Source organism: Streptomyces sp. MUSC 14, assembly GCF_001866675.1.
Classification (GTDB): Bacteria; Actinomycetota; Actinomycetes; order Streptomycetales; family Streptomycetaceae; genus Streptomyces.
In genome coordinates this window covers 32,148-46,465 of record NZ_MLYN01000025.1, presented here as the reverse complement: position 1 = coordinate 46,465, position 14,318 = coordinate 32,148, and the positions used below count along the sequence as shown (strand labels likewise).

Here is a 14,318-nt window from a genome sequence, read left to right as displayed (position 1 = left end):
CTGACGCCGCTTCCGTGTCCCCCGGCCCGCCCCGCGTCCGTTCGGCGCCCACCCAGGCGGACCTGCTCGACTTCGCCCGTCGTACGGCCGTCGACGCCGCGCTGATCGCCTCCCTTCCGCTCGACCCGGAGGGCCGTACCTGGGTGCGGCTGGCGGGGCCGGGCGGCAGCGAGGCCTGGCTGATCGGCTGGCCGCCCGGCACCGGCACCGGCTGGCACGACCACGCCGAGTCGGTCGGCGCGTTCGTCGCGGCCTCGGGCGAGCTCAAGGAGAACTCCCTCGCCGCCCGACTGCCCACCGACGGCTGGCAGACCCTGGAGCTCTCCGAGGGCGTCGACCGCGAACGCCGCCTTCCCGCCGGCGAGGGCCGTGCCTTCGGCCGCCACCACGTCCACGAGGTCCTCAACGCCTCCCGCGCCGAGCACGCGGTCTCCGTCCACGCCTACTACCCGCCCCTTCCCCGCATCCGCCGCTACAGCCGCACGGGTCAGGTACTGCGCCTGGAGCAGGTGGAGCGGCCGGAGGACTGGCAGTGAGCGGCACCGAGGAGATTTCGGCGGACGGCACCGGTCCGGCGGCGGACGCGGTCCAACGGCCGCTCGGCATCGACGCGTTGCTGGAACGGGTGCGCGCGGGCTACCGGCGCATCGAGGCTCATGAGGCGCACGAGGCGGCGCGCACCGGTGCGGCACTGCTGGTCGACATCCGGTACGCGGCCCTGCGCGAACGGGACGGACTGATCCCCGGCGCCCTCGTCATCGAGCGCAACGAACTGGAGTGGCGCCTCGATCCGCAGGGCAGCCACCGCGCCCCCGAGGCCACCGGCCACGATCTGCGCGTCGTGGTCTTCTGTAACGAGGGCTACGCCTCCAGCCTCGCCGCCGCCTCCCTGCACCAACTGGGCCTGCACCGGGCGACCGACCTGGTCGGCGGCTTCCAGGCGTGGCGGGCGCAGGGACTGCCGGTGGAACCGACGACGCGCTGACGACAGCCTCCCCGGCTGCTGGGGACTGCTGGGGGGCTATTCCTGCGCGGTGGCCACCGTCACCGGCCGCACCCGCAGCGCCGCCCGCCCCGGAACCGCGCTGCCGACGAGCGCGAGCAGGCCGGCCACGGCGACGACGGCGACGTAGAGCAGGGGCGTGACCGTGGGCGCGCCTCGGCCGGTCATGCCGACGCTGAACGCGGTGAGCACGGCGAGGGCGATCCCGCTGCCGAGCGAGGTGGCGAGGAGCAGCAAGGCCAGCACTTCGGTGCGCAGCATGCGCAGCACCTGACGGCGGGTCGCCCCGGCGAGCCGGAGCAGGGCGAACTCCCGGACACGCTCCGCCATCGACATGGCGAGCGTGTTGACGACGGCGATGGCGGTGAAGGCCAACACCAGTCCCATGGCGAGGTAGTTGACCTCGGCGTTCGTCTGTTGCCGGTCGGCCTGGAGGGCATCGGCGTCGACCGGGGAAAGAATCTTGAGGTCCGGGAACTCACGGAGCGTAGCCGCGAGTTGTGTCTGTGTACGGGCTGTGCTGACGAGGACGGAGGAGGCGAGCGGGTTGTCGACGTGCCGGGCGAGGAGGTCGTGGGCGAGGGTGAGATCGCCGAAGCCCAGACCCCGGGCATAGACGGCGGCGACGGTGAGCGTGGCGGGCGTGCCGTCGCCGAGGGTGAGTTTCAGGGTGCTGCCAGGCGCCAAGTGGTGCTGATCGGCGGCCAGTCGGCTGACGGCGACCGTGCCGGGGCCGAGCCGGTCCAGCGAGCCGGCGGTGACGTCCGGGTCCCAGGTGCAGGTCAGACCGGCCGGGGTGACGCCCTGCGCCGGGTACTTGTCGAGACCGATGCGCACGGTCGTGCGGACGACCTCGGTGACGGTGTCGTGCCCCGCGCGCAATCGCTGGGCGGCCTCATGGGGGACGCCGGGCCCTTGCGCGGCGACGACCCAGTCGGCCCGGACCCCGTCTCGGACCTGGGCACGGACGGCGTCACCGAGGGTGGACTGGACGAACAGCACGGTGCAGGTCATGCCGACGAGCAGGGTGAGAGGGGTGACGACGGAGGCCGACCGGACGGCGTTGCCGCGCAGGTTGGCGGTGGCGAGGCGGCCGCCGTGACCGGCGAGCCGGAGCGGGCCGGCGAGCAGCAGGGCGGCCGCCCTGACCAGGAGCGGGCCGAGCAGGGCGACGGAGGTGGACAGGACGACGACGGCGAGGAACGTCACGGGAGTCGAGGCGGGCTCGGTGCGCAGGGAGGTGAGGACGACGACGAGCACGGCAGCGCCGGCGAGAAGCAGCAGCCCGGCCGCGATCCGGCCCCACGCGGGACGACTGGGTTCGGTCCTGGCCTCGGCCAGAGCCTCGGTCGGGCGGATGCGGATGATCCTGCGGGAGGCGATCCGGGCCGCGGCCCAGGCACCGAGCAGGGTGGCGGCGAGAGCGGCCAACAGCGGGAAGACGCTGACGGTGCGTTCGAGCGTGGCGGGTACGGCGCCCAGGGCGACGAACCCGGCATACAGCACGCCACCGAGCGGCAGCCCGAGCAGCGCTCCCACGACGCCCGCCGCCGCGCCGACGATCAGCGCCTCGCGGCCGAGCAGGGCGCGGATCTGCCCGGGCGTGGCGGCGATGGCGCGGAGCAGGGCGAGTTCCCGGTGGCGCTGCTGCACGGTGAGTCCGAAGGTGCCGACGACCACGATCACCGCCACCAGCAGCGAGGTGCCACCCATGGCACCGCCCATGCTGACCAGCCGGGTGCGGGCGCTCGCCGCGTCCAGGAACTCGACGGGCCCCCGGGCGTCGCCGTCGGCGACCTGGACAGTGGTGCCGTGCAGTGCCGCCGCCACGGCCTGCCGCACTCGCCCGGGATCCGTCCCCCGGACCGGCAGCACCCCGAACGCGCTGACCTGCCCCGGGCGCCTGGCCAGCCGGCGGGCCTCGGCGGCCGAGAAGAAGAGGGACGTCTGGTGGCGTACGGCGGTGGCGGGGGCGGCGATACCGGTGACCCGGTAGCTGCGCGGGGCCCGGGTGGACTGCACGGTGAGCCGGTCGCCGGGGTGCAACCGGGCCCGTGCGGCGAGGTGGTCGTCGACGACCAGCTCACCGTCGGACCGGGGCGCACTGCCCGCGGTCAACCGGTACGGCGTGAGCGCGGCGGAGTCCCAGGCGTGCCCGTAGGCGGTACGGCCGCCGGTCCCGGCCGGGGTCAACGGCTGGGCGAGGAAGGTGAGTTCGGGCACGACCCGGGACACACCGGGGACCCGGGCGAGTCGGCTGCGCAGCCCCTCGTCGACCCAGGCGCGCTCAGCGACGGGTTTCGCCTTGTGCTTGACCTTGGTCCTGCCCTTTTTGTGCCTGACGGTGGTCTGGTGGACGTACTGGTCTCCGGAGACCACGACGGGGGTGCCGGCGTAGCGCTCGGTGCGGATGGTGCCGCGCAGGCCGGTGTCGAGGAGGGTGCCGCAAGCCGTGATCAGAGCGGCCGCGCACATCAGCGCGAGGAAGGCACCGAGAAAGCCCGCCTTCCGGGCGCGGACTGTCTGGAGGGCGTAACGCAGCATCATCGGGGCGGGCTCTCTTCTGTTGTACGCGTCGGCGGTGTCGTACGCGTCCAGGCCCCGGCCGGTGTGCCCGTGCCATGGCCCGCAGCGTGTCCCCAGCCTCGCCTGCGCGGGCCTGGCGCAGCACTGCGGCGGACCGGCGTCTTCAGCGGGGGCTAACCCCACTGCGGGAGACCCGCGGGCGATTCCGACGTGCGGTACCACCGTCAGGCCGACCGGCCGGGAGAACCCCGCTCCGAGGCCTCAGATGTCCGCGTCCCCCAGGAACTCGGTGTCCTCGCCCTCTTCCTCCAGGGCCTGGCGGACGACGCGGAGAGCCATGCCCTCGGGGTAGCCCTTGCGGGCGAGCATGCCGGCGAGGCGGCGGAGCCGCTTGTCGCGGTCGAGGCCGCGGGTGGCGCGCAGTTTGCGCTCGACCAGCTCGCGGGCGGTCGCCTCCTCCTGCTCGGCGTCCAGCCGGCCGACGGCCTCGTCGATCAGCGCCGAGTCGACTCCCTTGGTGCGCAGCTCCCGGGCGAGTGCCCGGCGGGCGAGCCCACGGCCGTGGTGCCGGGACTCCACCCAGGCGTCCGCGAACGCGCCGTCGTCGATCAGTCCGACCTCCTCGAACCGCGACAGCACCTCCTCGGCCACGTCCTCGGGGATCTCCCGCTTGCGCAGGGCGTCGGCGAGCTGCCCGCGGGTGCGCGGGGTCCCGGTGAGCAGGCGCAGGCAGATCGCCCGTGCCCGCTCAGCCGGGTCCCCTGAAGACTCCCCCTGCTCGGCCCTCGACGAGGAAGGGGTGCCTTCGTCCTCCCCGGGCGCGTCCCCGAAGCCGCGCCGCCGCCGGCTCCGACCGCCCTTGCCGCCCCGACGGGCTCCGCCGTCACCCTCGTACCCACCGCTGTCGCGGTGCCCGCCCGGGGCGTCGGACTCGCCGTCATCGCTGAACTCGCCGTGGTCACCGCGCCCGCCGTACTCGCTGTGCCCGTCGGCCCGGTGTCCGTCGTCACCGTCCGGGGCGGAGTCCGGGCAGCCCCCGGTGCCCCTCCCCCGTGGGGCACCGGGGGTGACGTACTCGTACTCGGCCCAGTCGGTTCGTCGTGTCACGGGTCAGCTCTTGGCTGCGGCGGCCTTGGGCTTGGCGGCCTTGGCGGCGGGCGCCGTCTTGGCGTCGTCGTCGGCCGCTGCGGTGACCGCCGCGTCCGCTCCGGGCTCGGCGGCGGGCTCCACCGGCCGGACCCCCACGCCCAGCTTCTCCTTGATCTTCTTCTCGATCTCGTTGGCCAGGTCGGGGTTGTCCTTCAGGAAGTTGCGCGCGTTCTCCTTGCCCTGGCCGAGCTGGTCGCCCTCGTACGTGTACCAGGCGCCGGCCTTGCGGACGAAGCCGTGCTCCACGCCCATGTCGATCAGACCGCCCTCGCGGCTGATGCCCTGGCCGTAGAGGATGTCGAACTCGGCCTGCTTGAAGGGCGGCGCGACCTTGTTCTTGACGACCTTGCAGCGAGTGCGGTTGCCGACCGCCTCGGTGCCGTCCTTCAGGGTCTCGATGCGGCGGATGTCGATGCGCACGGAAGCGTAGAACTTCAGCGCGCGGCCACCGGTCGTGGTCTCCGGGGAGCCGAACATCACGCCGATCTTCTCGCGGAGCTGGTTGATGAAGATCGCGGTGGTCTTGGACTGGTTGAGCGCGCTGGTGATCTTCCGCAGCGCCTGGCTCATCAGTCGGGCCTGGAGACCGACGTGGCTGTCACCCATCTCGCCCTCGATCTCCGCGCGCGGGACGAGCGCGGCGACGGAGTCGATGACGATGAGGTCGAGGGCACCGGAGCGGACCAGCATGTCCACGATTTCCAGGGCCTGCTCGCCGTTGTCCGGCTGGGAGAGGATCAGGTTGTCGATGTCGACGCCGAGCTTGCGCGCGTACTCGGGGTCGAGGGCGTGCTCCGCGTCCACGAACGCGACCTGGCCGCCGGCCTTCTGGGCGTTGGCCACTGCGTGCAGGGTCAGGGTCGTCTTGCCGGAAGACTCCGGTCCGTAGATCTCCACGACGCGGCCGCGCGGCAGGCCACCGACGCCGAGGGCGACGTCGAGCGCGGTCGATCCGGTCGGGATGACCTCGATGGGCTCCTTCGACCGCTCGCCCATGCGCATGACCGCGCCCTTGCCGAATTGCCGTTCAATCTGTGCGAGCGCGGCGTCGAGCGCCTTCTCGCGGTCGGTTCCTGCCATGGGTTCCACCCGGTTTGCTTGAGTCGATCGCTTCACGTCAAAGACGCTAACGCCTGCCACTGACAATGCGCCCCGACGCAGGCCCAGCCTGTGGATAACTCGGTGATATCTCACCGCAAAACGGGGCGAAATTCACCGCCTGGAGCCTTGCCTGAGCTTCCATGAGAATGGATGTTCGATTTTCGTGTCAAGCGCCGGGCCACCTCCTCGCCGGCGCGCGGTGCGGGTGACCAGCGGGCTCGGGCCGGAACCGTACGGCCTGCCGAACCGGTCACCCATTGGTGCGCCCGGGCGACGATTCCGCCGCCTCCGCCTGTCCGGGGCCGCCATGCTCACGTGACGGCGGTGCGTGACCGGCACCGCCCGGAGGCGCCGGCGGGAAACCGGGCGTAGTGGCGGGAGGGGCATGGCACAGGAAACGGGACGCCGCGGCGGCCTGGACGGACAGGCGGTACTGCTGATGGCGGGGGTGGCGGACCTGGCGGTGAGCACGCTGGGCTCGGCCGTGACGACCGTACGGGGGCTGCTGCGCCGCTCGGACACCGCGGAACTGGCGTCGGCGGCCGAGCAGGACCTGGTGGCCCGCGGCCGGCTGGCGCTGGACCGCTGCACGAACGTGCCCCCGGCCCATCTGGAGGTCCTCGCCCGGCACGCGCGCGTACACCGGGGTGCCGATGGCGGCTGAGCGATGGAGCGCGGCCGGGTTCCGGACCCGCGTCGAGCAGGTGCTGCATGCGTTCGTCGCCCAGGAGGCCGACCTGCTGGCCGAGGTCGATCCGGCCCTCGGACCGGTGGCCGACCAGCTGGAGTCGGCGGTCGCGGACGGCAAACGGCTGCGGGCGGCGTTCTGCTACTGGGGCTGGCGTGCGGCCGGCCAGCCGGACAGCGACGCGCTGGTGCGGGCCGCGGCCTCCATGGAACTGGTGCACGCCGCCGCGGTCGTGCACGACGACCTGATCGACGACAGCCCCCTGCGGCACGGCCGGCCCACCGCCCACCTGGCCCTGCGCGGTGCCGTGGCCGGGCATCCTCGTCCCGCCGCCGCACGGTCGCTGGCGATGCTGGTCGGGGATCTGCTGATGTCTCTGGCCGGGCAGCTGTTCGCCACGTGCGGGCTGCCCGCCGCGTATCTGGGCCGCGCCCGCCCGCTGTGGTCGCTGCTGGCCCGTGAGCTGATCGCGGGCGAGTGCCTGGAGATCCTGCACACCGGGGCCGTCCCGGACACCACGGCGTCGCTGAAGGTGATCCGGTACAAGACCGCCAAGTACACCGTCGAGCAGCCCCTGTTGATCGGCGGCACCCTGGCCGGGGCCGGGGAGCGGCTGCGGGCGGGCTACTCGGCGTACGGGCTGCCGCTCGGCGAGGCCTTCCAGCTGCGCGACGACCTGCTGGGCCTGTTCGGGGACCCGGAGCGCACCGGGAAGGCCGACACCGACGACGTACGCGGCCGTCGCCCCACCGCGCTGCTGGCGGAGACCTGGCGGATCGCCGGCGCGGACGAACGCGAGCGGCTTCGGGGGCTGCTGGGCCGGGGCGAGCCGGACCGGGCGGGCCTGGACGCCGTACGGGAGGTGATGCACCGGCTCGGGGCACCGGACCGCGTCGAGAACATGATCTCCGCGCGCGTCGCGGAGGCACTCGATGCCCTCCGCGACCTGGACGTGTCCGCGTGCGCCGCCGACGCCCTGGCCGAGCTGGCGCACACGGCGACGGTCCGCCCGTACTGACCCGGACCGTCCCGCCCGTTCGGCGGGGCCGCCCACCGTCCGGGCGCGGACGTCCCGCACGCCCACGACGCGCCGCACGCCCACGGCTCGCAGCACGCCCATGACTTCCCGGACAAGGAGCCCCCTGCCATGACCGTCACCGAGGCATCGATGAACGCCCTGCGCGAGGCCGGCGACGAACTCGCCGACGCCACCGTCGCCGCCCTCTTCGCGCGCGGGGAGGTCGGCACCTTCAACACGCTGATGCGGTACGTCTCCACCGCGGGCGCTCCGCTGCCGGACGGCCTGCCCGACGTGGCCCGTGAGTACCTCCGGGCAACGAGCGTGCCGCCGTCCTGGGTGGACTGGGGCGAGATGGAGAAGGCACGGCTGTTCTTCATCGACAACAACGTGCACATCTCCACGGCGCTGTCCTTCGCCGCCATGCCCGCCTGTTACGTCGTCCCGCACGTGGCGCGGCTGCTGTCGGCCACGCACTCGCTGAAGTACCCCTCCAAACGGATGGCGGAGACCGGCCAGTTCACGGTCTTTCTGATGCAGCCCGACGCCTTCGAGGCGGGCAGCCGCTTCATCCCGGCCGCCCAGAAGGTCCGGCTGCTGCACGCGTCCATCCGGCACCACCTCAAGCGCGAGAACCGCTGGGACACGGCGGTCCTGGGCACGCCGATCTGCCAGGAGGACATGATCGGCGGGCAGATGTTCTTCTCGCTGCTCGTCCTCGACAGCCTGCACCGGCTGGGCATCCACATGACCACGGAGGGGGCGGAGGCCTACTACTACGCCTGGCGGGTGGTCGGCGCCATGCTCGGTGTCGACCAGGAGGCCGTGCCGAAGACCCTCCAGGAGGCGCGGAGCTTCCTCGACCTGTACATGATCCGTCACATGGGCCCCTCGGCGGAGGGCGCGGAGCTGACGCGGCAGCTCATCGACCTGTACGAGGAGGTCGTGCCCGGCACCCTCTTCGACCCGATCGTCTCCGCCCTCGTCCGCCATCTGGTGGGAGACACCTGCGCCGACTGGCTCCAGGTACCCCGCACCCGCTGGGACACACTGGTGAAGGCCGTCCCGCACCTCCTCGGGGTGCTGGAGACCATCGAGGGCCGCTCCCCGCTCGGCGCCTGGGCCCTGGACCGGCTCGGCCATCTGACGACGGTCCTCGAACTGTCCTCCCTCACGCGCGGACGCGTGATGCACTACGCCATCCCGGAGCACCTCAAGAAGGACTACGGCGTCACCGGCGCGGTCCCCCGCACCAGGCGCTGGACCCCGCCCGCCGCGACGGTCTCCCCCTGAGCGCCGCTCTCCGGGCGCCGGCTGCCGCTGTTCCCGGAGGTACTCCACGTGACGTACGGCGGGTGCCTTCGGCCGGACGACGACCGCGCGGGCGGCCGCCGGGAGCCTTGGCACATGAAGACTCCGCGCGCCGTAGGCCGCGTCACCGACCGTCTCGTCGGCCATCCCGTCGATCGGCCCGTCGATCGGCCCGTCAACCGATCCGCCTACCGGTCCGCCGACCGTTCCACCGGCCGATCCGTGGACCGCCTCTGTCATACGACGGGGCTGTTGCTCGTCCTGTCGGGTCTCGTGCACCTGGGGGTGTTCGCGGTGGACGGCGGCCCCTGGTACGGCCCGGTCTCCTGGCGCAAGCCCTTCACGTTCGGGCTCTCCTTCGGGCTGACGCTGATCGCGATCACCTGGGTCACGTCGTATCTGCGCGTCGTGGACCGGCTGCGCGCGGTCCTGCTGGCCGTGTTCGCCGCCGACTGCGTGGTGGAGGTCGGTGGGATCACCGTGCAGGCGTGGCGCCGGGTGCCCTCGCACCTGAACATGGAGACGCCCTTCGACACGGCCGTGTCCATGACGCTCGCGGTGGGCGGCGGTGTCCTGGTGGTCGTACTCACGCTCTTCGCCGTCGCGTCGTTCCGGCAGCGGCCGACGGGGCCCGCCGGCATGCCGCTGGCGGTGCGCTCAGGGTTCGCGATCCTGCTGGTGGGGCTGGCCTCGGGCGCGGCGATGATCGCGCGCGGGGTCGTGCTGACCCGGACCGGCCACCAGCAGGCCGCCTACCACTCGACGGCCCCGCTCAAGCCCCTGCACGCCGTCAGCCTGCACGCGGTACTCGTCCTGCCGCTGCTGGCCTGGCTGCTGTCCCGCTCGCCCCGGAGTTCGTCCTGGAGTGGACGGACGCGTCGGCGGATCGTGGCAGCGGCGGTCGGCTGTTACCTGGTGGCCGTCGCCGGCGCGGGTGTGTGGGCGGTACTGACGTACTGAGGTCCGTCATGCGGGACACGACGGGACACGGGAGAGGCGCGGCGGGGCCGTCTACGACTCCTCGGCGGCCCCGGGTTCCCCGGCCCGCAGCCGGCGTACACGCGCGCGTATCCCGGGTCCGCCCGTGCCACGGCCGCGATGCCCGTGCACCCGGGCGTCGTCCGTGACGGCGTACCGCTTCACGTACGCGCCGAGGAAGGCCTGGAGGGTGGCCGTCGCCGGGATGGCGATGAGCGCGCCGACGGCGCCGAGCAGCGCTGTGCCCGCGATGACCGAGCCGAAGGCGGCGCTGTCGGACCGGTGGGTGCCGCGTGCCGGGTCAGCGGCTCGTTGCCCTCGTCGGTGAGTGCCGCGAGGTTCTCGTCGGTGGGTGCCACGAGCCAAGTGTCGCCGACGCCACCGACAACCAGCTCCCACCTGCGCTTTCGTGACCGATCAGTGCCGTGCCGCAGTCACGTTCGCGAGCAATTGCCGCATATCGGACAGAAGGCGGCGGTGCGTCCGGGCAAGGCGTCAGTGGCGCTCGCCCGGCACGTCCATGACCGTGCAGACCACGCGCCACACGTCCTTCGCCGCCCAGCCGGCGTCCAGCGCCTCGTTCACCGTGCGTCCGCCCAGCTCCGACATGACGTGATCACGCGCGAAGGTGTCGGCGCGCCCCGGACCGAAATGTTCCGCCATCCGCTGCCAGAAGACCGTCAACCGCATGTTTCCCGCTCCATACCCGCCATGACCTGCATGTTTCCACCCTCTCACGCCCCCGCATGACCGTCAGGGGGTTTCCAGGGAGTTCGCCTCCCCCCTGAACCAAGCATCCATGGCGGCGCGACCTCGCGTGCCTGCGTCGGGCGTGACGTGCGTGTATGTACGCAGAGTAGAGCCAGGATCGGCGTGCCCGAGCCAGCGGGCGAGGGAGTCGATCGACTCGCCGGCTTCGAGCCGGACGCCGGCGCAGGTGCGGCGCAGGGCATGGAAGTCGAGCTCGTGTGAGGGCTCCCACTTGCTCCCGTCGGAATCGGGGTCCGCTTTGCCGATGAGTCCTGCGGAGGCGAGCGCGCCCAGCGGGAGGCACAGGACCGATTCGACCAGGAGCACGACGCCTGACCGGCGCGCTCGGCGCAAGCACGAGTCGCGCCGCGCTGTGGCAAGCGCCCGCCCGATCACGGGCCGTGCGGCCCCTTCGCCCCCGACCCCGGCGGAGTTGCTCAGTCCGGTCGCGGAGTTGGCCTTCCAGGGCCGGGAGGTCGCCACGGGCCACGCTCTGGAGCAGCTGGGCGCACACGGTCGCTTCGGCGGCGAGGCCGGCCGAGCTGCCCGGCGGCGGCCCGTCGGCGTGACGCACGGGGATGACTTCACCTGTCCGGTCCTTCCTGACCGAGGCGAGGAGGGGAAGCCCCGGGAGGATGCGCGGGCACGTCTGTCTCGGCTCGGTCACCGCGGCCGCGTCGCTGATCGGGGGCTCAGGTCTTGAGGGCAGGACGGCACGATGGCTGCCGTCAGCGTCGGCTGGGCCAGGATGCCGTAGTGGCCGGCGCTGGGCAGGGCGGCCAGCGCCGCATGCGAGCGGCCCGATCCGTCGGAGCCGGCAGCTTTCGGACCGCCGCCGAGCAGGGCGCAGAACTCCACCACGTGCGCGGGGCGCATGGCGTCGGCGTCACCGGACACGAGCAGGGTGGTCGCGGGGATGGCAGGGATCGTGGCGCTCTCGTCATAAGGCCTGCTGCTTCAGCTCGGCCGTCTTGCCGACCGCCGCCGGCCAGTCCTGGGGTCGGGGCGCGAGCCGGGCCCGCCGTAAGCGCGGGGCACACGACGGGCAGCCTGCGGGCTTCGACCACTACGACACGGAAACAGGAGTCGCGGGTTGAAATGCTCGGCGGTCAGGCGGCCTTCTGGGGCTGGGGCGTCTTCCGCGTCTTCACCCCGCCGACGACGAGCGCTAGCCCCACGACGACGATGCCGAGGTAAGCGGCGGACGGAAGGTCGACGACCTTGTGCATCCAGCCCCACTCCGTGCCGAAGAGGGTCCGCGAAGCGAAGCTGACGAGCCCCTGGGCTCCTACGACGTAGCCGATGCTCTCGATGGTGTATCCGATGGTCATTCGCACGGATCAACGATCTCGCGGAGGTACCGCAAGATCGTCCTCTTCAGGGCCGAACCCGTAGTAGGCCAAAGGATGCAGTCGCATGCGGAGAGCACCGGCACAGCACCCCACCGCGGCCGAGGAGTGGTCCACACCGGACGGCGCGAAGATCACGCCCTCGTACGCCAAGCGTCTGGGCCGGGCGGCGCCCGTAGCGCGGGGAAGAGGCGGGTCGTTTCCGCGGTGAACCTCCGCCCGCCAAGAACTCGGTGTTGCGGATGGCTGTGGGTGGTGCGCGGCCGCCCCCGGCGATACCGGGGGGCGGCCTGTGGGCCGGTTACTTCGGGGGGACGAGCATGCGTTCGGTGCCGAAGGTGGCGCCGGTGTGCGTGTACATGCCGGTCTCGCCGTCGGACCAGCGGACGACCAGGTCGTCGGGCCAGCCGTTGGAGTCGTAGCTGCCCGCTGTCATCACCGAGTCGTGGGACCAGATGCTGCCGGCCGGAGCCATCTGGATCTCCTTGCCGACTCCCCCGGGGCCGGTCTCCTGGAACTGGGAGACATGTCCGTCGGACCAGCGCACCAGGGTGTCCCAGTTGTTGCCGCCGGTGAAGTCACCCGCGGTCACCAGGGTGGCGTCCTTCCAGGCGCTCTTCGGCTTCTCCAGCTGGTGTTCGGTGCCGAAACCCTTGTCGCCGACCGCGGTGTAGTCGGTGACTTCACCGTCGCTCCAGCGCACCAGCAGGTCTCTGACGTACTTCGCGGTGCCGAAGCTGCCCGCGGTGATCTGATCGGCATGGCTCCAGACGGAACCGGCGTCGGCCAGTTTGGTCCCGCCGTCCACACCCGTGGTGCCGACGTCGGAGAAGAGCCTGACCTCGCCGGAGTCGAACACCACCAGCAGGTCCGAACCGTTGCCGCCGGCGAAGTCCCCACCGGTGACGGACTTGGCATTCTGGAAGATGCCGTGCGGCGCGGCCAGCCGGCGCTCGCCGGTGAAGCCGCCGTTGCCATCACCGGTGTACAGCGTGACCTCGCCGTCGGTCCAGACCACGATCAGGTCGCCCTTGCCGTCACCGGTGTACTCGCCCGAGGCCAGCAGCTTGGCGTGGGACCAGGTCTCACCGCCGCCCAAGGAGTACGGCAGCGGCGGCTGGTCGTACGTGCTGCCGTGCGCGGCGACCTGGTTGTTCTTCGCCTCGTCGTAGAGGCGGAAGAACCAGTCGCCGTGCATGGGGCTGTAGGTGAGCCAGTCGTCGTCGGCGTCGTCGCCGCCGCCGTTGTAGCCGCCGACGTTGCCGATGATCTCGCCGGTGCCCTTCGTCCAGTCCACCTGGGAGAACCAAGGGCCGCCGGAGACACCGCCCCACATGCCATGGCACTTGGCCTGGATCTGGTAGAAGCCGGGCAGCGCCTCCGTCTGCGCGGGGCACCGCACGGGATGGTCCTCGGGATCGTGGCTGGAGGGGTAGCCGACCATCGTGACCTTGTTCAGGTAACTGGGGGTCCGCACCAGCGTGTTCGCGCCCACCACGTCCTGCGCCTGCTTGCCGCTCTGCGAAGGCTCGAGCCGGCCGAAGGAGAAGTCCAGGTCGGAGAGGGGCTTCTTGCTGTTGTGCTCGTACCGGTTGTCGGTGAAGAACGTGGCGACCCGGTAGAAGCCGAAGGTCTGCTTGTCCAGCGTCTGTTCGGCGGCGTACATGGGGACGAAGACGGCCCTGCCCCCGTCGCAGTGCCCCGCGGTCAGGATCAGATTGTGCCCGGGGCTCTCCACCACGCTGGCGGTGCAATGGTGGGCGTGCATCCGCTGGTTGGTCGGATCCGTGTCGTAGGTGAAGAGCGTCCCGACGGACGGCAGGCCGAGGATGTGCTCCGCGGTCGGCATGTCGGCCGCCACGCCGGGATCGGCCGGAGCCGCCCGCCGCAACCGGGCTTTGGCGCTCGGGTCCGCCTGCTGCGCGGGCTGTGCCGGGTCGGTGGCCGAAGCCATGCGCTCAGGCGTCCAGAAGCGGATGGCGTCCTCGTCCGAAAAGCCGTCGTCGCCGGTCTCGGTCGCGGCGGACCCGCTCGCGCTCCCGGAGGGTGAGGCCGAGGGCTCCCCGGTGCCGGTCCCGGTCGAGGGGCTGGCGGAGGGCGAGGGCGCGGGTCCACCGGACGGTCCGGCTGAGGTTCCGGCGGACGGTCCGGCGGACGGCACCGTCGCCGGGGACAGGTGGGGCGCCGGTGTGGCGCCCTGAACCTTGGTCTGCGCCTGGGCGAGGCTTCCCCCTCCGGTCAGGAGCAGGGCAGTTCCGGCCGCGAGGACCACGAGGCGCGATATTCGTCTGTGTGAGGTGTGCAAGGAATGCTTTCTGAGTCATGGACGAACTCCCTCCGGACCGGAAGCGGCCGGAGGGAGCGAAGGAGAGATGAAGGAAGAACCGAGGAAGGCGAGGAAGGCGAGGAAGGCGGGGAAGGTGGGGAAGGCGGGGAGCACAGTTC

15 protein-coding genes and 1 pseudogene are annotated in these 14,318 nt (G+C 72.1%); 7 read left to right on the top strand and 9 right to left on the bottom strand.

The annotated features are described in order from the left end of the window. Positions 1–14 precede the first annotated feature (14 nt). On the top strand, positions 15–536 hold the full coding sequence (locus BIV25_RS16470) for a cysteine dioxygenase (protein ID WP_177235305.1): 522 nt from the start codon (positions 15–17) through the stop codon (positions 534–536). Between the two features lie 14 nt (positions 537–550). Then, positions 551–985 carry a rhodanese-like domain-containing protein gene (locus BIV25_RS16465; RefSeq protein ID WP_071373165.1) on the top strand — a complete coding sequence of 145 codons (435 nt, stop codon included), beginning with the start codon at positions 551–553 and terminating at the stop codon, positions 983–985. 36 nt (positions 986–1,021) lie between these two features. On the opposite strand, the gene BIV25_RS16460 is transcribed toward BIV25_RS16465, so the two are convergent. The 3 genes from BIV25_RS16460 to recA form a co-directional block, all read right to left on the bottom strand. Beyond that, positions 1,022–3,550, bottom strand: a complete 2,529-nt coding sequence (locus BIV25_RS16460) for an ABC transporter permease (protein ID WP_071373088.1) — start codon at positions 3,548–3,550, stop codon at positions 1,022–1,024. A gap of 240 nt (positions 3,551–3,790) precedes the next feature. After that, complete coding sequence (gene recX / locus BIV25_RS16455; RefSeq protein ID WP_071373087.1) at positions 3,791–4,636, bottom strand: recombination regulator RecX; 846 nt, start codon at positions 4,634–4,636, stop codon at positions 3,791–3,793. A 3-nt stretch (positions 4,637–4,639) separates the two neighbouring features. Then, positions 4,640–5,758 (bottom strand): recombinase RecA, encoded by a 1,119-nt coding sequence (gene recA, locus BIV25_RS16450; RefSeq protein ID WP_071373086.1) that lies wholly within the window; start codon positions 5,756–5,758, stop codon positions 4,640–4,642. A gap of 406 nt (positions 5,759–6,164) precedes the next feature. On the opposite strand from recA, the gene BIV25_RS16445 reads away from it, so the two are divergent. The 4 genes from BIV25_RS16445 to BIV25_RS16430 all read left to right on the top strand — a co-directional run bounded on the left by BIV25_RS16445 (position 6,165) and on the right by BIV25_RS16430 (position 9,756). Next, positions 6,165–6,443, top strand: coding sequence for a polyprenyl synthetase (locus BIV25_RS16445; RefSeq protein WP_071373085.1), 279 nt, complete (start codon positions 6,165–6,167; stop codon positions 6,441–6,443). Further along, positions 6,433–7,485 carry a polyprenyl synthetase family protein gene (locus BIV25_RS16440; protein ID WP_071373163.1) on the top strand — a complete coding sequence of 351 codons (1,053 nt, stop codon included), beginning with the start codon at positions 6,433–6,435 and terminating at the stop codon, positions 7,483–7,485. Before BIV25_RS16445 ends, BIV25_RS16440 begins: the two co-directional genes overlap by 11 nt. Before the next feature lie 129 nt (positions 7,486–7,614). After that, positions 7,615–8,778: an oxygenase MpaB family protein gene (locus BIV25_RS16435; protein ID WP_071373084.1), complete on the top strand. Its 1,164-nt coding sequence runs from the start codon at positions 7,615–7,617 to the stop codon at positions 8,776–8,778. Positions 8,779–8,892: 114 nt separating this feature from the next. Further along, the gene (locus BIV25_RS16430; protein ID WP_256255854.1) at positions 8,893–9,756 is read left to right on the top strand and encodes a hypothetical protein; all 864 of its coding nucleotides are present in this window, start codon (positions 8,893–8,895) and stop codon (positions 9,754–9,756) included. 51 nt (positions 9,757–9,807) lie between these two features. Here the strand turns inward: BIV25_RS16430 and BIV25_RS16425 are convergent. From BIV25_RS16425 to BIV25_RS16400, 6 genes and pseudogenes are all read right to left on the bottom strand, one after another. Further along, a pseudogene (locus tag BIV25_RS16425) lies at positions 9,808–10,047 on the bottom strand (AI-2E family transporter); the annotation flags it as partial. 222 nt (positions 10,048–10,269) lie between these two features. Further along, positions 10,270–10,464 carry a DUF3046 domain-containing protein gene (locus BIV25_RS16420; protein ID WP_071373082.1) on the bottom strand — a complete coding sequence of 65 codons (195 nt, stop codon included), beginning with the start codon at positions 10,462–10,464 and terminating at the stop codon, positions 10,270–10,272. A 63-nt stretch (positions 10,465–10,527) separates the two neighbouring features. After that, positions 10,528–10,851 carry a tyrosine-type recombinase/integrase gene (locus BIV25_RS16415; protein WP_071373081.1) on the bottom strand — a complete coding sequence of 108 codons (324 nt, stop codon included), beginning with the start codon at positions 10,849–10,851 and terminating at the stop codon, positions 10,528–10,530. Positions 10,852–11,187: 336 nt separating this feature from the next. Then, positions 11,188–11,421 (bottom strand): hypothetical protein, encoded by a 234-nt coding sequence (locus BIV25_RS16410; protein WP_071373080.1) that lies wholly within the window; start codon positions 11,419–11,421, stop codon positions 11,188–11,190. A gap of 212 nt (positions 11,422–11,633) precedes the next feature. After that, positions 11,634–11,861: a hypothetical protein gene (locus BIV25_RS16405; RefSeq protein ID WP_143076648.1), complete on the bottom strand. Its 228-nt coding sequence runs from the start codon at positions 11,859–11,861 to the stop codon at positions 11,634–11,636. A 313-nt stretch (positions 11,862–12,174) separates the two neighbouring features. Continuing rightward, positions 12,175–13,827 (bottom strand): serine protease, encoded by a 1,653-nt coding sequence (locus tag BIV25_RS16400; RefSeq protein WP_256255853.1) that lies wholly within the window; start codon positions 13,825–13,827, stop codon positions 12,175–12,177. On the opposite strand from BIV25_RS16400, the gene BIV25_RS16395 reads away from it, so the two are divergent. Further along, entirely contained in the window at positions 13,826–14,074 is a 249-nt protein-coding gene (locus tag BIV25_RS16395; RefSeq protein ID WP_071373078.1) for a hypothetical protein, read from the top strand. The genes BIV25_RS16400 and BIV25_RS16395 overlap by 2 nt on opposite strands. Positions 14,075–14,318: the final 244 nt, after the last annotated feature.